Origin of the sequence: Hoylesella marshii DSM 16973 = JCM 13450, from assembly GCF_000146675.1 — a bacterium.
Lineage (GTDB): Bacteria > Bacteroidota > Bacteroidia > Bacteroidales > Bacteroidaceae > Prevotella > Prevotella marshii.
Map to the genome: position 1 here is coordinate 2,380,772 of NZ_GL397214.1, position 18,288 is coordinate 2,399,059.

Sequence of the window (18,288 nt, forward strand, 5' to 3'; positions counted from 1 at the left end):
ATCCATCAAAACATGAAAAAACTTTTATTATCCGCTTGCATGCTCGCAGCGTTCACAGCTGCCAATGCGTGCACGAACTTCATCGTAGGTAAGAAGGCCTCAACCGATGGTTCCGTTATCTGTTCCTACAATGCCGACGACTACGGCCTCTTCATAGGCCTCTGCCATTTCCCCGCCGGTAAACATGCCAAGGGCGAGATGCGTAAGATTTACGATTGGGACAACAAGAAGTATCACGGAGAGATACCCGAAGCTCCTGAGACCTACAACGTGATTGGCAATATCAACGAGTATCAGGTAACCATTGGCGAGACTACCTATGGAGGCCGAGAAGAAATGAGAGACTCCACCGGTATTCTCGATTACGGTTCGCTTATCTACGTGGCACTCCAGCGCTCGAAGACAGCTCGTGAAGCCATTAAGGTAATGACCAGCTTGGTAGAGAAATACGGTTACAACTCCGGCGGTGAGACTTTCACCATTTGCGACCCCAACGAGGCGTGGATAATGGAGATGATGGGCAAAGGCCCGGGCAGTCGTGGTGCCGTATGGGTAGCCATTCGCATTCCCGACAATGCTATCTGCGGACATGCCAACCAAAGCCGTATCCGCACATTCAACCAAAAAGACAAAGAAAATGTGATGTTCTCCAAAGACTGCATCTCCTTCGCACGCTCTAAAGGTTGGTTTACCGGAAAGGACAAAGACTTCTCTTGGAACGAAACCTATGCAGCCCCCGACTTCGGCGGCCGTCGCTTCTGCGATGCACGCGTGTGGAGTTTCTTCCGTCACTTCGACAAAGGTTTCGACCGCTATCTCCCGTGGGCAGAAGGCAAAGACCCCAACGCCGAACCGATGCCCCTGTGGATTGTTCCCGACAGAAAAGTGAGTGTGCAAGACATCGAAGCCTGCATGCGCGACCACTACGAGGGAACAGCCCTCAGTCTCGACCGTGACCTCGGACAAGGCGTGTGGGAAATGCCCTATCGACCCACTCCGCTGCAATATGAAGTGGACGGGAAGAAGTATTTCAACGAACGTCCTACCTCTACCCAGCAGACCGGCTTCTCATACGTTAGTCAGATGCGTTCGTGGCTGCCCCGCCAGATTGGAGGCGTGCTGTGGTTTGGTAACGACGATGGCAACATGGTTGCCTACACGCCCATTTACTGCGGTAACACCATTCAACCCGAATGCTACAATACCCCGGGAGCCGATGCCGTTACTTTCTCAGACAAGAATGCTTTCTGGGTATGCAACTGGGTGAGCAACATGACCTACCCCAGATACTCCCAACTCTTCCCCTCTCTCAAAGCCGTACGCGACAGCCTTGAGCAGAGCTACTTCGCACAGCAAGCCGGCATAGAGGAAAAGGCACAGGCTCTCTACCGCCAAAGCCCCGCGCAAGCTGTTGCATATCTCAACAACTACAGCAATACCAAGGCACAGCAGATGCTTGACAGATGGAAAAAACTCGCTACGTATCTCATCGTGAAATACAACGATATGGCCGTGAAGCCTGAGAAGAACGGCGTGTTTGAACGCACACCCGAAGGACTCGGAGCACGCGTATCACGTCCCGGCATCCCTGAGAATGTAGCAAGACAGCTCGTGCGCCAAACCGGCGACCGCTATGCCGTGCCCGAAGCAAAGAAATAAGAAAACAAACGTTCGACCCTCAACGCTGCTATCAACGACCTCAAACACGAGGCAGCAGTTTCCAAGGCTCTTCTTCCAACAATCAGTCGCAAAGCAGCAATGCAGACGGCACCGTCCAAGACGCCGACGTTGAGGAAGTGAAGTAAGAATAAGTTTAACTCATCCAACTCGCTTAGCCCTATACCATGGGCTAAGCGAATTCTTTCGATATTCAGGTTATGGAGCAAGCAAACACAGCAAATCCCCTCCTCGCCACCCTCCGCGAACAGAAGGCGATGCAGTTGAAAGGTGGCATCTACCACAAAACGCAAATCGACTTAACCTACAATTCCAACCACATCGAGGGCAGCAGGCTAAGTCACGAGCAAACGCGCTATATCTTCGAGACCAACACTGTCGGCATTGCCGAAGATGCCATCAATGTCGACGACATCGTCGAAACGATGAACCACTTCCGTTGCATCGACCTCATCATCGACACGGCCGAACAGCCCCTCTCCGAAGCCAACATCAAACAGCTCCACGCCACGCTCAAATCCGCCACTTCCGACAGTCGTAAGCCCTGGTTTGCCGTAGGCGAATACAAGCAGCTGCCCAACGAAGTAGGCGGCACCGAAACCTGTGCACCCGAAGATGTTCACAACGCCATGGCAGGCCTCCTGACCGAGTATAACGCCAAGCCCACCAAAACGCTCGACGACCTGCTCGATTTCCATGTGCGTTTCGAGCGCATTCATCCTTTTCAAGATAGTAACGGTCGCGTCGGTCGCCTCCTCCTGTTCAAAGAATGCCTGGCCAACAACATCGTGCCGTTTATCATCACCGACGAACTCAAGATGTTCTATTATCGCGGACTGCGCGAATGGCACCACATCAACGGCTACCTCCTCGACACCTGCCTCACCGCGCAAGACAACTACAAAGCCACGTTGGACTATTTCAGAATTCCTCACAACTAACATCACGAATATGAACAACATCGAAAAGCTCTACAAGCAGTGGCAGGCACTTCAGCCCATCAGCCAGCAAGCCCAAGAGCGGCTCAACCAGAAGTTGATGTTGGAGTTCAACTACAACTCCAACCACATCGAAGGCAACACGCTCACCTATGGGCAAACCGAACTACTGTTGCTGTTCGGAAGAGTTGCCGAACCCGCCATCATGCGCGACTTGGAAGAGATGAAGGCGCACAATGTGGCGTTGCGAATGATAGGAGCAGAAGCCCGTGAGGAGGGCAGACCGCTTACCGAAACCTTTATCCGCACATTGCATCAAACCCTTTTGCGCGAAGACTATCAGGTAACAAATCCAGATGGTACTACCTACACCATACATGCCGGGCAATACAAAACGCGCCCCAACTCGGTACGAACCATCACAGGCGAACTCTTTGAATACGCTTCGCCCGAAGAGACGCCGGCACTGATGGCCGACCTCATCGCGTGGTATAACCGCGAAGAAGTCGCTGCCACGCTATCACCCATCCAACTGGCTTCGCTCTTCCACTATCGTTACATCCGCATCCATCCCTTTGAAGACGGCAACGGTCGCATGGCCCGCCTGCTGGTTAATTACATCCTCTGCAAACACGGCTATCCGATGATTGTAGTCAAGAGCACCGACAAAAATCAATATCTCTCCGTGCTCAATCAGTGCGACGTCGCAGTAGGCCTCATCCCGTCCGACGGAGCCAATGCCCAGCTCAACCAAATCACCCCCTTAACCAACTATCTTTCCCATTGCCTCGAGCAATCCCTCACGCTCAGTATCACAACCGTTACTTCGGAAACGAAGCAGCAAAAATAGCGAAATTTATTGTAACTTTCGGGTGTTAATATTCAGATAATTAACGTGAATTCGTCGAACTCACGTTACAGTTATATCTGCTTCGACCGTTCTTACAGAATTTTGCACACAAAATTGCTTCCCGACAATCCGCTGACAGAATTTTGTACACGAAATTGCTTCCCGACAACCCGCGGAACAAAAATCGTAAACAAAACAAGACCTCTACATTGAAAATGAGATACCCTCGGTGTCGTACTGAGGTATCTTGAGGGTAAACATAAAGAAAGGGAATGGCTGGAGGTTATTCCAGACTGATATGCTCCACTTGCACGTCTTCATGAAGAAACATGCGGGCGGTTTCTTGGAAACGTTCGGGACTTTCGGTGGTGAGATACCGGCATGTGCCTCCTTGGGTGCATCGCGAAGCTATCTCGGGATGGCGGTGCAGATAGTCGTCGAGACTGCGGGCGACGTAGCAGCCTTGGGGAATGATATGCACGGAGGCGGGCAGATGTTTGCGTATCTTGGAGAGGAGCAGGGGATAGTGGGTGCAACCAAGTATCAGGCTGTCGATGTGCGGGTCTTTGCTCATCAGTTCGTCGAGGCGCTTTTTGACGAAGTAATCGGCACCCTTGCTATCGGCTTCATTGGCCTCTACAATGGCAGCCCAAAGGGGACATGCCTGCCCCGTGACGATGATGTCGGGATAGAGTTTGCCGATTTCCATCTCGTAACTCCTGCTCTTGATGGTGCCCGGTGTGGCCACAATGCCTACGTGTCGGGTAGTGGTGATGTCGCCGATGACCTCCGCTGTGGGACGAATTACGCCCAATACGCGTCGCGAAGGATAGGTGGTGGGTAAATCGTGCTGCTGAATGGTGCGCAATGCCTTGGCTGATGCCGTGTTGCAAGCTAAGATGACGAGACGGCAACCTTGTGCAAAGAGCTTCATGACGGCCTGTCGCGTAAACTCATAGACCACATCGAACGAGCGAGAACCATAGGGGGCACGGGCATTGTCGCCAATGTAAATGTAATCGTACATGGGCAGTTGCTGCCTGATTTCATGCAGAATGGTGAGTCCGCCATAACCGGAATCGAATACACCGATGGCTCCTGCGCCGGATGAATGGGTCATTTCAATGCTTCTCTGACGAGGTTGTTGATGTCTTCCGCAAAACTTTGGTCGATATAGGGGCATGCGTTGCTGTCGGTATTGATAATCAGCACGTAGCCTCGCTCTGCTGCAATGCGTTTCAACAGGGCATTGAGCTTGTCGCGTAAGGGTCGGTAAGCGTCTTGCTCGGCTTGGGAAAGGAGGCGCGCGGCCTCTTTTTTAAAGGCGACGTTCTTGTCCATCAATTCCTGCAACTCTGCCTGTCGCTTCTGCAAAATGGTGGAAACGAAAGTGCGTTGGCCGTCTAAGAAGGCCTCGTATTTGGCGTTAAACTCGTCTTCTGCCCGCTTTGTCTCGGCATCGTATTTTGCTTTCAGGGTTTCGAGGTTCTGCTGCACGGTGGCATATTCGGGCATGGAACGGAATGCGCCGTCGTAGCTGAAACAGGCAATTTTCGTCTGTGCGACAGCCAAGAGCGGCAGTGCAAGAAACAGAAGGGGAAGGATTGATTTTTTCATATCGTGTGGCGGTGTAATGAAAAAGGGCAGACCCTCGAGTCTGCCCTTATGGTTATCGTTTTGTTATTTCAGTTTCAGCAGCTCGGCCTTTACCTCAGCGGTAACGTCTTTGCTAAGGGTGTCGCTGATATAAGGTATTCCGCTGGCTTGGTCCATGATGTAAACGTAGCCTCCGGCTTTGCCTACATTCTTAATGGCTTTGACCAATTTCTCGGTAATGGGCTGCATTTTCTCTTGCGAAGCCTTGCTGAGTGCCTGCTGATTGTCCTGATAGGTCTGCTGAATCTTTTGATACATTTGCTGCAAAGCAGTCTCTGTTTCTTGCTGCTTGGTAGCATTCATCGTGCTCTTTGTTTTGTCGTATTCCTCCGATTTGCGCTGTAGTTCGTCCTGCATCAGCTTTAAATCGTTCTCATACTGCTTCTGTTGAGCATCTATATCGCCCTTTGCTTTGATGAATTCGGGCATTCCTTGCATAATGCTCTGTGCGTCGATATGTCCGAATTTCTGTGCAAATATTGACAGAGGAGCGAACAGCATCAACATCAAAATAAGTTTCTTCATTTCTATTCTCTTTTTAAATTAACTGTATTCTTTACGTTTTCGTGTCATTGCTTCCCGCTTTCTTACCTGCGGAAAGCGAGTTTGCAAATATACGCATTTTAGTTGGAATAACCTAACTTTTGCAAGATTTCGTTGCTAATATCTATCCTCGGCGATGCGAAGATGATGCCATTATCGCTGGCTCTGTCGAGCACGAGAGCATAGCCGCGCTGTTCCGAGATTTCTTTCACGGCGTTGTAAATCTCGTCTTGGATAGGGGAAATCAGACTTTCGCGCTTCTTAAAGAGTTCGCCCTCTGGTCCGAAATACTTCTTTTTCAGGTCGCTGGCCTCCTTTTCTTTCTTCATAATGGCCTCCTGACGCGTCTTTTTCTGCTCTTGAGAGAGGAAGACGACTTCATTCTGGTAATTCTTATACAAGGCGCTTGCTTCGTTGTTGAGGGCTTCGACCTCTGCCTGCCACCTTTTCGACACTTGATTCAACTGCTCGTTGGCACGTTCATAGGCAGGGATATTCTTCAGAATATACTCCATGTCCATCAATGCGAACTTCTGTGCACTGGCCGTCAGCGATATGAGAGCTACGGCCATCATCATCAATCGTTTTTTCATCGTTTCTGCTTTTAAGTGATTTTATCTGTAGATGAGTGAGTATTCTCCTCTTCCGAGATTAGAATTCCTGTCCCAGATAGAAGTGGATATGCCCGCCGCCTTTGGTTCCAAACACTTTGTCGAATCCGTAAGCCCAGTCTATACCCATAAGTCCCACCATAGGAAGGAAGATACGTATACCCAAACCAGCACTGCGTTTCATGTCAAACGGGTTGAAATGCTTGGTATCGTTCCACGCATTACCGGCCTCGGTAAATGCCAAACCGTAGATGGTTGTATTGCCGAGCATAAACGGATAGCGCAGTTCCAATGTGAAGCGGTCATAGGCATAGCCTGCATATCCATTGGGAGTGAGCGAACCGTTTTCATATCCTCGCAAGCCGATAATTTCTTCTGCATAGCCTGTAGAGTAGCCGCTCATGCCATCACCACCCATGTAATAGGTCTCGAAAGGCGATTTCTTATATTTATTATAACTGCCTAAAAGACCCATTTCCACACGTGTCACGAGTACAAAGCACTTCTGTGCGCCCGAGAGTGCCGTGAAAGTCTTCGATTTGAACTTCCATTTATGGTATTCCACCCAGCGGTATTTCTCCTGCTGTTCTTGCAGATAGGTGGCCGATTGAGGGTTGTTAGCCAGATTTCTATAATCCTTTCTGTCCCATTTCGACCAAGGCGGAGTGAGCGTAACCGAAGCTGTAAACTCCGACCCGCGGCGGGGAAAGAGTTGGTTGTCTGTGGAAATGCGCGACAGAGAGATACCCACGTTCAAACTGTTGGAATTTCCTGTGGACAGCAAGAAGTATCTCCAATTCTTCAGCATATAACGGGTGTACGACAGCTGGAGCGACAATGTGAAGTAGTCATCAGGCCAACGAAGTCGCTTTCCCCATCCTATCGAGGCACCAAGCAGCTTCACATACTTATCGGGGTCATAGTAATTCTCATAATTGTTGTAGTAACTGTTGCCATAACCATACATATAGTTATAGTAGTTATTCATGTAGCCATTGTTATAATAGTTACTTGAAACATCCGTCTGCTTGGAATAATACACGCTGAAACTAAACTGAATCGGGCGTTTCCCACCAAACCAATTGGTGGAATATGCAGCATTATACGACTGATAATACTGGGCATTGGTCTGTGCTCCCAAAGAGAGTGTCTCGCCATCACCCACCGGCATGATGCCGCGATGTTCCTTATTTTTGTTGAAAAGGTTTCTGATGGAGAAGTTAGTGAGCTTTAATCCGACACGTCCGATAAGTCCCGTCTGTCCCCAACCTAAGGAGAGTTCCACTTGGTCATTGGCTTTCTGTTGCAAATCCCAATTGATGTCCACGGTTCCATCTTCGTAATTGGGTTTTACGTCGGGGGCTATTTTCTCTGGATCAAAGTGCCCCATAGAGGCCAACTCTCTGGCCGAACGCATCAAAGCCTCTTTAGAAAACAGGTCACCGGGCTTTGTACGCAGTTCACGCCTTACCACATTCTCATAGAGTCGGTCGTTTCCATTGATTCTTACGTGATTGATGTGTGCCTGTTGTCCCTCGAATATGCGCATTTCCAAGTCGATGGAATCTCCTACAATGTTTACTTCCGTGGGTTGAAGGTTATAGAAGATATAGCCGTTATTCCAATAGTTATTGCCCACGGCATCGTCGTCTTCGGTCAAACGCTTGTTGAGCAACTTTTGGTTGTACACGTCTCCTTTCTTCATTCCTAAGACCGCCATGAGATAGTCGGTAGAGTAAACGGTATTGCCGACCCATGTGATGTTGCGAATATAATACTTCTGGCCTTCATCTATCTTCACATAGATATCTACGTGCTTCTTATCGTAATTGCTGACACTGTCTTTTACGATAACGGCATCTCGGTATCCATATTCATTGTACTTGTCTATGAGTTTCTGCTTGTCTTTCTTAAAGCGTTCAGGGGTATATTTTTTCGACTTCAAAAAGGTAGACAGCTTGCCGGCTTCGTGTGTCTTTGAGAACGCACCTTTTTTGAGTAAACCTCCTTTTATTTTAGAATCAGACAGGGCATGGTTGCCTTCGAGAATGATTTGATGCACTTTTATCTTCTCTTGCTTGTCCACATCCACATCCAGAATCACTTGCCCTTTATTCGTTAAATCATCGTGTTGACGAATGGTTATCTCTGCGTTCTTATAGCCCTTATCATCGAAATACTTCTTTGCAAGCTTCTTGGCGCGGTCTATCATGTTGGGCGTAATCTGCGACCCTTTGATGATACCGAGCTTTGTCTCCATGTCTTCACGTTCCGATTTCTTCAATCCCGTGTAGTTGATGGTAGACACCCTCGGCCTTGTCTTCAAGTGAATATTGAGATAGATGCGACTGCCCACGATGGAATCGGCTGTGATGGAGACCTCGGAAAACAAGCCATGACGCCAATATCGCTTCACGGCATCGCTGATTTCGTTGCCCGGCACGCTGATTTCCTGCCCTATCGAAAGTCCTGAAATACCTGTCAGTATGTAGTCTTCATAACCTTCTATCCCCGTAACGGTTATGCCGCCGATGGTGCAAGAACGGGGTGTTCCGGCGTAGGAGATGTCGGGGTTCACGATTTTATCTTGTGCCATGCCCTGCAAAGCGATGCCGGTGGTCACGAGATTCAGAATGAATATCTTCTTTATAAAATTCATATATCTATAATATGTCTTGTCTTATTGAGGGGCTGTCATCTGTTCTTCGGTCTTCCCGAAGCGACGTTGGCGACGTTGATAGCTTGCTATGGCCTCGCGTAACTCCTGCTCCGAGAAGTCCGGCCAATAGGTATCGCAGAAATAAAGCTCGGCGTATGCGATTTGCCAGAGCAGGAAATTACTGATGCGAAGTTCTCCGCCGGTACGTATCAGCAGTTCGGGGTCGGGCATAAAGGCGGTATTCAGATGCTTTGTTACTGCTTCTTCGTCGATGGCCTCGAGAGCCATCTGCCCCTCTTTCACTTCCTTTGCGATATTGCGAACAGCGTTGGTTATCTCCCATTTGGAAGAGTAGCTCAAGGCAACGACCATGGTCATCGCCGTATTCCCTGCCGTGTGTTCCATTGTTTCCTGCAATTTGCATTGCACCTCTTCGGGCAATCGCCTCATGTCTCCTATCACTTGGAACCGCACGTTGTTCTTCATAAAAATCTCATCTTCGAGCGACGAGAGCACCAGACCCATGAGGGCTGAGATTTCTTCGGCAGGTCTGTTCCAATTCTCGGTAGAGAACGTATAGAGCGTAAGATACTTCACTCCCAATCGGGTGCACTCGGATGTGATGCGTCGCACAGTCTCCACACCCATCCGATGTCCGTAGCTGCGAGGTTGTTTGCGCTCTGCCGCCCACCGCCCGTTGCCATCCATGATAATGGCAATATGGCGTGGAATGCGTTGCATGTCTAATATCTCAGTCATCTGTATCTTTGTTACACGTTCTACATTTGGGAGAGAGGCTATAGGTAAGTGTGAGACGGAAGAGCGAATAGCCATCGGTATTCTTGAAAAGACCGGTACTCTTTACGCCGTAAGGGTCTTTCACACCGTCTAAACGGTCGCTCATAGAGAAATGCACAACCCATTCCCATCCCATGTTCACCCGTTCCGAAACCTTATATTTTGCACCTATCCCGATGGGAATACTGCCCGTAAACACATTTGTTCCTGAGCCTGTGACGGCCGTAAAACCTATTCCGCCGAAGACGAAAGGTGTCAACCTTCGCGACCCGCGATAATCCCGACCTGTTCCGTAAGGAAAGAAGTTGTATTCATACGTCAGGCTTACGTCTGTCAGCGTATTGCTGAAAGTATATCGTCCGGAAGCGACGGCGGGATAATACGTGCTGACATCGGCGGAGGTTCCTTTCAACTTTCCGGTTGTAACGGCCAACCTGAAGGCCATATAAGGGTCTAACACATACTTGCCCGCTAAAGTGACGGCCGGTTGCATATGCCGGAGGGGATGCCCGTTGAAGTCTCCTTCGTAGGTCAAAGCTCCCACGCCACCTCCTATCTCCATACGATATTCGGGGTCGTCTTGTGCCTGTACGGGACAGGCCATGAGCAAGAGGAGCACAAACCCTGCGAGATGCTTCATGTGTCGATATGTAAACGCTTATTCGGTAAACGTCTTTTGTTCGGTCGCCCAGCCGAGTTTGTTGAGCCGCCCGCGCCAGATTTGCCCCGTAGAGCCGCAGATAATCCACAAGCAATGGTTGCTATCGCTCGCCAGCGTGAAAGCGGTGGCGCTACTACTGAAGCCCTTTGGCAGTTTGAAACGGGCATCTTTCACCCACGTCAGCCCTTCGTCGATACTGTAATAGAGCTGTGAGAAAGCGGCGACGGAAGAGCCTCCGAAGCCTGCTCCGCCAATGGCTATAATGCCGGAACCGTAGTTCACGGCAGTGAGGTTTGTCAGACGAGGCAGGGGAAAACGGCTTCCATGACCGAAAGGCATATAAGCCCATGCGTTTTCTGTAGTGCTTCCGTCGTATGCAGCCATTTTATTCCATACCATAGCGGTCTTTTCCGAGGCGCTGGCAGCCATGCTCCGGTTGCCTATGAGCAATACCTTATCGGTATTCCGGTTGGTCGTCATGGGCTTTGAGAAGCAGCTGATGTCCTGCGAAGGCAAGTAGGCTGCATCGGTGTCAAGGGTTTCTGCCACCCATGTAGCACCGTTGTCTTTGGATAGATACAGAGCGTTTGTGCTCGTAAGGCCATATAGTTGTTTGCTGCTTGCCCCGATGAGCCGGCTGATAGCAGGCGTTGCCACCTGTGTCCATGTGGTTCCATCGGCTGATTTCAGTAGTTTCCCGCCTGTCAACAGATAGAGAGAACCGTTGAGAGAGGCCATGGTAGCACCGGCATCGATGCCTCCGGATATGTTGGAAGAGAGTTCTGTCCAGCTTCGCCCATCGGTAATGGCACTACAATAGAGCCGTCCTGAAGTGCCATCGGGCGTTCCCAACACAAAGAGATGTGCGTTGTTCTCAATAGCTCTCATAGCTTGCAGTGCACTGAAATCAGCGTTGATGCCAAGCGAAGTCCACCGAAACGAGTCGGCCTCTTCTTTATGTATATTTACACTCACCTGATATGCCCTGTAACCGCTGCCATCTGAGGCATAGGCTCTTACTTCCCGCGGTTGCGAAAAGTCGATGGAATCTTTAGGGGCGTAAAAGAAGAGTGAGTCGTTAGACACGTGCTTAAAGACGATAATACTTTTATTCTTGCCTTGAATGGAAGCAATGACATGTTTCATGTCTGTTCCGCAGGGCAGAGAGTCGGGGTTGTATATCTTTTTCTCCAACTGATTGATATACATTTTGTAATTGCTGCCTTTTACAGAGACCTTATAGGTACTGTCCACTCCTTTGGAGGACTTGGTCGTCAGGTAACGGTTGAGCGTGCCCAAAGAGAAAGAGGAAATGGCCGTATCGCTGTAAACGGAAAGTTCTGTCCCGTCGTTTTTCAGACAAGAGGTAAAGAAACTCATGACGGACAACAGGAGAATAAAGGCTGCAAACTTACTTTTCATTGGGCGATTGATATTATTTTTGGCTGCAAATTTAATCAGAATTCTGCAAATAGCTCTGTTTTTGCACACTTTATTATATAAAATAGGGTTTGTAAACGCATTTTTAACCCAAATCGGTCATGAGAGTCTGTCAGATTTTGTTTGATGGTTGTTCAGATTGTTTGCCGTCCGCTCGAAGGCGTAGCGGGCTACGTCAAGAGAGGACGGCAGGCAAGATGCCGACAAGCAAATAAAAGATGACAGGAAGCTATGTCATCCACATTGAAAGGATTGATAAGCAGTCTCATGACCAATTTTGGGTTTAAGTTCTGTTTACGCAAGTGGGGACAAGGGCTGCCGATAAGCGAATGAACCACACTGAAAATGCGTCGACGGACAGGCAGACCGACGATTGGGAAAAGCACACAGAGGAGGGAACTTGCCGGAGCTATGCTTTAACAGCGTAAAAGGATAGCTCTAACCTCCTAAAAGCATAGCGTTTACACGCTCAAAGCACAGCTTTTGCAAAACAATCTGTATCCTATTGATTATCAGAAGTTTGCATCCGTTCCGCAGGCAACTTCCTTGTCGTGGATTGAAAGGCGCTCTGTGATGCCTCTCATCCTACGGCTTGCGACCATTCTCCTTGCATTTCACTCCCATAAAAGAAAAGCCTGCTATCCGTAAGAGGATAACAGGCTATGGATTGTTGCGTGCGCCCAATAGGACTCGAACCTACACATCGCGAGATACCAGATCCTAAGTCTGGCGCGTCTACCAATTCCGCCACGGGCGCAAAACTTTCATTTTAAGCTGTGCAAAGGTAGCGGTATTTCTCGGAACGACCAAATTATTCATGCAATAATTTGCGGGCGTATTCTATCAACGTGTCCTTTCCGTCTTTCAAGTCTTTATCGGCGAGGGCTACATAGTGGTCGGGGGCGATGCCAAACTCCGTGTGCCGACGGTCTCGGTCGTATGTGGGGCATGCGCTGAACCTGATACTCCAGCCGTTGGGAAGCTCGCCCGAAAAGGGCAATCCTGCCCCTCCGCCGGTACGGTCGCCCACCGTTTGCACTTGGGGACAGCATTTCATGTACTTCACAAATTCGTTGGCGGCACTGAACACCTTGCGGTTGGTGAGCACAACGACGGCTTTCTGCCATCTGATGCCTCGTCCGGGTTTGAGTCGTTGTTCCTGCATAGGCGAAAAATCGCTGTGCCCCGGCCCTCTTTTATGTTGCATATAGCCCACAAGCAGGTTTTTGTTGGTAAAACGGGAAGCCAGCATCTCTGCCGCTGTCAGCAAGCCTCCACCGTTGCCACGCACGTCGATAATGAGTCCGTTGCAGGGTGCGAGATAGAGCAGTGCATGGTCTAAATTACCGGCTCCAATGCCATTGGCAAAGTTAGGGCACTGGATGTAGCCGATATTATCGTCAAGAATGCGGTAGCGAAGACTGCCGGCTATGTGATAGCCGGTGCCTAAATATTTGCGGATGAGGGTATCGCTTTGGTTGGAAGGGTAGTTTTCGTGGTACGACCAGTTGCGTGCCACATCGAAAGGAGAATAAATATTCACATGCCCGTCTTTGAGTTCGGCCAGCATGTGGGTAAGTACCTCGAAGAGTTGGCTGTTCGTCATGCTCTCGTCCACTTGCTTCGCATAGCGTGCATGCACCTCGTTCCAGTCCAGTCCGTAGGTTTCTTTCTTGTAGTCGAAGAAGCAGTAATGCTCGTCTACTTGCTTCCAAAGCGATTCGAAGTTGCCTCGGGCGTTGTCTGAGAAGGTTTCTTCACGCACGCACGCTGTGAGAATGGCGAGCAGCCATACGTATAGAAATAGGTGTTTCATGACTTATTAACGTTTGATGGAAAAGCGTTTGACGTAGCCCAGCAAAAAGGCATGGGTATAGGTGTGTTGTTTCAATGCGTTGACGGCAGCTTGGCGATAATCGCCGAGGTAGCCTACAGTGAAAGTGGATTTGCCAAGAGGAATATCGAAAGTCAGCATCTGTCGCAGCGATGGGGTGGCAATGAAGGTAGTGGGCACGATGTTGCGGTCGTAGTTTCCTTTGTTGAAGATTTCATAATAAGACTGTCCGTAACGGGGAGAGAACATCAGCCCTGCCAGCGGAGCTGCCGCTTCGTAGCGCAAGAGATAGTGTCGGCCGTGGAAAATGAAGGAATAGCTCGCGGTCACCGACGGCATTATGTGGAGGGCGACCTTGGCTTGTGCGGGATTGTTGCTGTTGCGGGTGTTGTAAAGAAAACCTATTTGGGCATCCAACAGACCGCCGACCTTGATGCGAAGCCTGCCTTCGAGCAAGCGCCAATGATAGTGCCAACCGTAATCGAAGGTGTACATGCCACTCAGTTCGTTGCCGTCCTGCGACCTCGGAGCAGCTTTGGCCACTTCTCCCCGATGGCTTATCTCGCACGAAAAAGGGGTTCCCGACTTGTGGTAGACCGTGTGTGAGAGGAAGCTGAGCGAGGTTCCACGATATTGTTCGGGCGAGAGATAGGTGTCGAGGATAAGCGTATGCCCTATGGCCAGCATCTTGCGGCGGGTGACCGGAGCCTCTTCGTAGGGGTCGAGTCCCTCTCGTCCTCCTTGCAGCAGCATGGCAATACTGTCGTGAACCTCAACCGACAACGTGTCCGAGCTTTGTGCATGCAGGCTTGTTGCCCAGCAAATAAAGGCTGCGAGCAGGACTGCCATCCCCATAAAATGCGAGCGGGTAGCAACCGGAGAGAGAGGGTTACGCATCTGTTTCATCGTCGAATAAATTGAGCTGACCCGTGATTTCATCCCTTATTTGTTGCTCACTTTTTCCCTTGTCGGGGTCTAAATCCTCCGTATCGGCCGTCTCTTCTGCCTTATCGGCTTGAGTTTCGTCTGTCTGCGGGGCAACTTTGAGCGGCTTCAGTTCTTCTATCTTTGCCACGTTCCATGTGGAAATGCGCTTCCCTTTGGCCTTGAATCCCTTGACGGAGATAAACTCCTCTACATCGATTTCCAACGGGTCGCGGAACGCATCGGTACTTCCGAAGGTTACTTTGATACGTGGATAGGGTTCATCGGTCAGCAATACGGGGATGGTTTCAGGGTTATCGCCCAAATAATTCTGATGCTTTCGGGTGGCCTCCATGAGGAAACGCTTCACGTAAGGATAGCCTTGCTGGTCGGCATCGAAAAGGACGGCGCTCCAAACTTTATTCTCATCCCACTTTTCTATGCGCAGAATATTGTCTTCGTAATGGTTGTTGAGGTCGAAGTTTGTGGTATAGAACTCGCCGTTATCCAAGACAACAAGGATGGAATCGTCGTCGTTGAACTCGCCGAGCAGTCGTCCGTGTTCATCGTAGTTGAGCCGTCTCACATCGGTATCGAACCAAACCTTTCGTCCGCCCAGTGTGCTGTGTCCGTGGCTCTTCAATCCGATGCGATGGATGCTGTTCTTCGTGAGCAGATTGCCTTTGGAAGCGCGTCCTTTGATGAGAATGTTTGAGAAATCGGCTTCGAGAAACAACTTTTTCATCTTCGGCGATGGGTCGAGCGTTATCTTAATGGTTTCGGCCTCGCCGTTGGGATTGGCGGTGAAATACACTACGCGCGAGCCTTGCGTTCCCTGTGTGAGGTCGTACTCTTTATCGCGCGTCATGCTCGTGACGTTGAAGCGTTTAATGTAGTAAAAGCCTTGTTTCCCGTCGCGATAAACGGCGTTGTAGATGGTGCGTTTGTCGTTTTTCTTGAACACTTGCAGGTGGATGATGTTCTTCCCCACGAATATCTTGTCGGCGACCCTTATCACTTTGTACTTGCCGTCGCGGTAGAAGATGATAATATCGTCGATGTCCGAGCAGTTGCAGACGAACTCGTCGCGTTTCAACGCTGTGCCGATAAAGCCGTCGGCTCTGTTGATATAGAGTTTCTCGTTAGCTTCCGCCACTTTCACGGCTTCTATCGTCTCGAAGTTTTTGATTTCCGTAAGGCGCGGATGTTCGCTTCCATACTTTTCTTTGAGGTAGATGAACCAGTTGCAGGTGATTTCCACGAGGTTTTGCAGGTCTCTGTCGATGCCCGCCACTTCTTCTTTGATGCGTGCAATCAGTTCGTCGGCTTTGTCTTTATTGAACTTCAGGATGCGTTGCATCTTGATTTCCATGAGGCGGAGGATGTCTTCCTTGCGTACTTCGCGAACGAATTGGGGATAAAACGGCGTCAGCTTCTCGTCGATAAAGCTGCAAGCTGCATCCATGTCGGCGGCCTGTTCAAAGCGTCGCTCTTTGTAGATGCGTTCTTCGATGAATATCTTTTCGAGCGACGAGAAGAAGAGCTGTTCCATCAGTTCGTTGCGACGGATTTCGAGTTCGGTCTTCATCAGGCGCATGGTTTGCCGGGCCGACTGCCTCAACACGTCGCTGACGGTGAGAAACTTGGGCTTGTTGTCTTCTATCACGCAGCAGTTGGGCGAAATGTTTATCTCGCAGTCCGTGAAAGCATAGAGGGCATCCAGCGTCTTGTCCGACGACACACCCGGGGCGAGATGCACGAGTATTTCCACATTGGCAGCCGTGAGGTCTTCCACTTTCCGCACCTTTATCTTATTTTTCTCCACGGCTTTTGTGATGGAGTCGATCAGTGTTTCCGACGTTTTGCTAAACGGTATATCCTTAATCACTAAGGTCTTGTTGTCCTGCTTCTCTATCTTGGCACGCACTTTCACCGTTCCGCCGCGCTGACCGTCGTTGTATTTACTCACGTCTATGCTGCCGCCGGTGGGGAAATCGGGATAGACATGGAACTCCTCGCCGCGCAGACAGCTCACGGCAGCATCGCACAATTCGTTGAAATTATGAGGAAGAATTTTTGAACTCAATCCCACGGCGATGCCCTCGGCTCCCTGCGCCAACAGCAACGGAAACTTCACGGGCAGCGTGATGGGTTCTTTGTTGCGACCATCGTAGCTGAGTTGCCATTCGGTCGTCTTGGGATTAAACACCGTTTCCAAAGCGAATTTCGACAGGCGGGCTTCTATGTATCGCGGTGCCGCAGCCGAAGAACCCGTCAAGATGTTGCCCCAATTGCCCTGCGTGTCTATCAGCAAATCCTTCTGACCCAACTGCACCAACGCGTCGCCTATGGAAGCATCGCCATGGGGATGAAACTGCATGGTATGCCCCACGATGTTTGCCACCTTGTTGTATCGACCATCGTCCATCCGTTTCATCGAGTGCAGGATGCGCCGCTGCACCGGCTTCAGTCCGTCCTCTATGTGGGGAACAGCCCGTTCGAGTATCACGTAAGAAGCATAATCAAGAAACCAATTCTGATACATGCCGCTCAGATGCTTCACAGCCGAAGCATCAAAACGGTCTACGGGCTGATAATCGGAGTGTGCCCCTTCGCTCGGCTCCTCTGTTTCCGCATTTTGCGCGTAATTGTCTTTTATCTCGTCGTCCATCGTTAAAAAAATGTTTTTGCTCCCTCCATCGGGGAATGAGCCGTGCAAAAATACAAAAATAATTTCATTTCCTACGCATGAAATCACCCCCGAAGCGTTTCACCCCCTAAATGCCCGAGCGCAGAGCGGTCAGAATGTGAAAACTGCCATCATCCACGGCGGATGGCAGAAAATAACTCAAAAACTGCCATCATCCACGGAAGATGGCAGAAAATAACCAAAAAACTGCCATCGTCCACGGAGGATGGCAGAAAATAACCAAAAAACTGCCATCGTCCACAGAGGATGGCAGAAAATAACCAAAAAACTGCCATCATCCACGGTGGATGGCAGAAAATAACCAAAAAACTGCCATCATCCACGGTGGATGGCAGAAAAAATCTTCAAAAACTTTTGTAGATTGCTCAATTATGAATAATTTTGGGCATGCAAACCCGAAAATCTTGCGAAACAGACATTTTCAGATACCGAGAAACGAAAAATCACCATCAAAAAACAATTGAATATGGCCAAAAACAGTAAAACCAGCAAGCCCGAACCGCAATACAGCTTCGACGACCTTTATTTTACGCCGTTCAGCGAGCAGCGCAAGTTCGATGAAGAGGGCAACATCTATTACGTCCCCATTGAAAGGAATACCCATCCCACCGGCATCAGAGCATTCGACAATTATTTCAACCGCCTCAATGAGGGGCACTACAACATCTGGTGGCATTGCAACGAAGAGGGTATCTCGGAGTGCGACTTCTACGCCATGTGTCGTGTGCTCACGGGTATGCAATTCATTGAATTCAAACAGAAATGGGTGGAACACAATGTGCTGGAGTTGTTGCGCTACACCGACCTCTCGCTCGAAGAAGTGACAGACCGCAGCGGCGCAGGATCGATTCGCAACATGCATCGCGCCTGTAAACGGGCATCGCGCGTCTCGCCCCACTTTTACCGTCGCCGGTTCTGCGACGAAGACGATGTGGGGAAATTCCGGCTGTAAAAGAACGCGAATGCACGAATCGCACTATCAAGTAA

Annotated in this window: 15 protein-coding genes and 1 tRNA gene; 4 read left to right on the top strand and 12 right to left on the bottom strand. The window is 49.8% G+C overall.

Features of this window, described 5'->3' with window-relative positions; translation table 11 throughout:
* Positions 1-12: 12 nt before the first annotated feature.
* The 3 genes from HMPREF0658_RS09860 to HMPREF0658_RS09870 all read left to right on the top strand — a co-directional run bounded on the left by HMPREF0658_RS09860 (position 13) and on the right by HMPREF0658_RS09870 (position 3,465).
* On the top strand, positions 13-1,659 hold the full coding sequence (locus HMPREF0658_RS09860; protein ID WP_006950542.1) for a dipeptidase: 1,647 nt from the start codon (positions 13-15) through the stop codon (positions 1,657-1,659).
* Positions 1,660-1,877: 218 nt separating this feature from the next.
* Positions 1,878-2,618: a Fic family protein gene (locus HMPREF0658_RS09865; RefSeq protein WP_006950544.1), complete on the top strand. Its 741-nt coding sequence runs from the start codon at positions 1,878-1,880 to the stop codon at positions 2,616-2,618.
* A gap of 10 nt (positions 2,619-2,628) precedes the next feature.
* Entirely contained in the window at positions 2,629-3,465 is an 837-nt protein-coding gene (locus tag HMPREF0658_RS09870) for a Fic family protein (RefSeq protein ID WP_006950549.1), read from the top strand.
* A 283-nt stretch (positions 3,466-3,748) separates the two neighbouring features.
* Here the strand turns inward: HMPREF0658_RS09870 and murI are convergent, their stop codons facing one another.
* The 12 genes from murI to HMPREF0658_RS09930 form a co-directional block, all read right to left on the bottom strand.
* Entirely contained in the window at positions 3,749-4,585 is an 837-nt protein-coding gene (gene murI, locus HMPREF0658_RS09875; protein ID WP_006950551.1) for a glutamate racemase, read from the bottom strand.
* Positions 4,582-5,082, bottom strand: a complete 501-nt coding sequence (locus tag HMPREF0658_RS09880) for an OmpH/Skp family outer membrane protein (protein ID WP_006950553.1) — start codon at positions 5,080-5,082, stop codon at positions 4,582-4,584. Before HMPREF0658_RS09880 ends, murI begins: the two co-directional genes overlap by 4 nt.
* A 63-nt stretch (positions 5,083-5,145) precedes the next feature.
* Positions 5,146-5,646: an OmpH/Skp family outer membrane protein gene (locus tag HMPREF0658_RS09885; RefSeq protein WP_006950555.1), complete on the bottom strand. Its 501-nt coding sequence runs from the start codon at positions 5,644-5,646 to the stop codon at positions 5,146-5,148.
* 98 nt (positions 5,647-5,744) lie between these two features.
* Positions 5,745-6,257, bottom strand: coding sequence for an OmpH/Skp family outer membrane protein (locus HMPREF0658_RS09890; protein WP_006950557.1), 513 nt, complete (start codon positions 6,255-6,257; stop codon positions 5,745-5,747).
* A gap of 58 nt (positions 6,258-6,315) precedes the next feature.
* A complete protein-coding gene (locus HMPREF0658_RS09895) occupies positions 6,316-8,934 on the bottom strand; it encodes a BamA/OMP85 family outer membrane protein (protein WP_006950561.1) in 2,619 nt (872 codons plus the stop codon).
* Between the two features lie 21 nt (positions 8,935-8,955).
* Positions 8,956-9,693 (bottom strand): isoprenyl transferase, encoded by a 738-nt coding sequence (locus tag HMPREF0658_RS09900; RefSeq protein ID WP_006950563.1) that lies wholly within the window; start codon positions 9,691-9,693, stop codon positions 8,956-8,958.
* Entirely contained in the window at positions 9,686-10,372 is a 687-nt protein-coding gene (gene porG / locus HMPREF0658_RS09905; protein WP_006950565.1) for a type IX secretion system protein PorG, read from the bottom strand. The genes HMPREF0658_RS09900 and porG overlap by 8 nt, the downstream gene beginning before the upstream one ends.
* Before the next feature lie 18 nt (positions 10,373-10,390).
* Positions 10,391-11,815 carry a DUF6242 domain-containing protein gene (locus tag HMPREF0658_RS09910; protein ID WP_006950567.1) on the bottom strand — a complete coding sequence of 475 codons (1,425 nt, stop codon included), beginning with the start codon at positions 11,813-11,815 and terminating at the stop codon, positions 10,391-10,393.
* 693 nt (positions 11,816-12,508) lie between these two features.
* Positions 12,509-12,590, bottom strand: a tRNA-Leu gene (locus HMPREF0658_RS09915).
* A gap of 54 nt (positions 12,591-12,644) precedes the next feature.
* Positions 12,645-13,649: a S41 family peptidase gene (locus tag HMPREF0658_RS09920; RefSeq protein ID WP_006950569.1), complete on the bottom strand. Its 1,005-nt coding sequence runs from the start codon at positions 13,647-13,649 to the stop codon at positions 12,645-12,647.
* Between the two features lie 6 nt (positions 13,650-13,655).
* Complete coding sequence (locus HMPREF0658_RS09925) at positions 13,656-14,573, bottom strand: DUF3316 domain-containing protein (protein ID WP_006950571.1); 918 nt, start codon at positions 14,571-14,573, stop codon at positions 13,656-13,658.
* A complete protein-coding gene (locus HMPREF0658_RS09930) occupies positions 14,557-17,262 on the bottom strand; it encodes a DNA gyrase/topoisomerase IV subunit A (protein WP_006950572.1) in 2,706 nt (901 codons plus the stop codon). The genes HMPREF0658_RS09925 and HMPREF0658_RS09930 overlap by 17 nt, the downstream gene beginning before the upstream one ends.
* Before the next feature lie 505 nt (positions 17,263-17,767).
* Here HMPREF0658_RS09930 and HMPREF0658_RS09940 point away from each other — a divergent pair.
* The gene (locus HMPREF0658_RS09940; protein WP_006950575.1) at positions 17,768-18,253 is read left to right on the top strand and encodes a helix-turn-helix domain-containing protein; all 486 of its coding nucleotides are present in this window, start codon (positions 17,768-17,770) and stop codon (positions 18,251-18,253) included.
* Positions 18,254-18,288: the final 35 nt, after the last annotated feature.

Bases quoted from the DNA above. Each gene is read 5' to 3' on its own strand.
- murI (WP_006950551.1), bottom strand. From the start codon at position 4,585: ATGACCCATTCATCCGGCGCAGGAGCCATCGGTGTATTCGATTCCGGT.
- HMPREF0658_RS09925 (WP_006950571.1), bottom strand. From the start codon at position 14,573: ATGAAACAGATGCGTAACCCTCTCTCTCCGGTTGCTACCCGCTCGCAT.
- HMPREF0658_RS09890 (WP_006950557.1), bottom strand. From the start codon at position 6,257: ATGAAAAAACGATTGATGATGATGGCCGTAGCTCTCATATCGCTGACG.
- HMPREF0658_RS09900 (WP_006950563.1), bottom strand. From the start codon at position 9,693: ATGACTGAGATATTAGACATGCAACGCATTCCACGCCATATTGCCATT.
- HMPREF0658_RS09910 (WP_006950567.1), bottom strand. From the start codon at position 11,815: ATGAAAAGTAAGTTTGCAGCCTTTATTCTCCTGTTGTCCGTCATGAGT.
- HMPREF0658_RS09870 (WP_006950549.1), top strand. From the start codon at position 2,629: ATGAACAACATCGAAAAGCTCTACAAGCAGTGGCAGGCACTTCAGCCC.
- HMPREF0658_RS09920 (WP_006950569.1), bottom strand. From the start codon at position 13,649: ATGAAACACCTATTTCTATACGTATGGCTGCTCGCCATTCTCACAGCG.
- HMPREF0658_RS09880 (WP_006950553.1), bottom strand. From the start codon at position 5,082: ATGAAAAAATCAATCCTTCCCCTTCTGTTTCTTGCACTGCCGCTCTTG.
- HMPREF0658_RS09940 (WP_006950575.1), top strand. From the start codon at position 17,768: ATGGCCAAAAACAGTAAAACCAGCAAGCCCGAACCGCAATACAGCTTC.
- porG (WP_006950565.1), bottom strand. From the start codon at position 10,372: ATGAAGCATCTCGCAGGGTTTGTGCTCCTCTTGCTCATGGCCTGTCCC.
- HMPREF0658_RS09885 (WP_006950555.1), bottom strand. From the start codon at position 5,646: ATGAAGAAACTTATTTTGATGTTGATGCTGTTCGCTCCTCTGTCAATA.
- HMPREF0658_RS09865 (WP_006950544.1), top strand. From the start codon at position 1,878: ATGGAGCAAGCAAACACAGCAAATCCCCTCCTCGCCACCCTCCGCGAA.
- HMPREF0658_RS09895 (WP_006950561.1), bottom strand. From the start codon at position 8,934: ATGAATTTTATAAAGAAGATATTCATTCTGAATCTCGTGACCACCGGC.
- HMPREF0658_RS09860 (WP_006950542.1), top strand. From the start codon at position 13: ATGAAAAAACTTTTATTATCCGCTTGCATGCTCGCAGCGTTCACAGCT.
- HMPREF0658_RS09930 (WP_006950572.1), bottom strand. From the start codon at position 17,262: ATGGACGACGAGATAAAAGACAATTACGCGCAAAATGCGGAAACAGAG.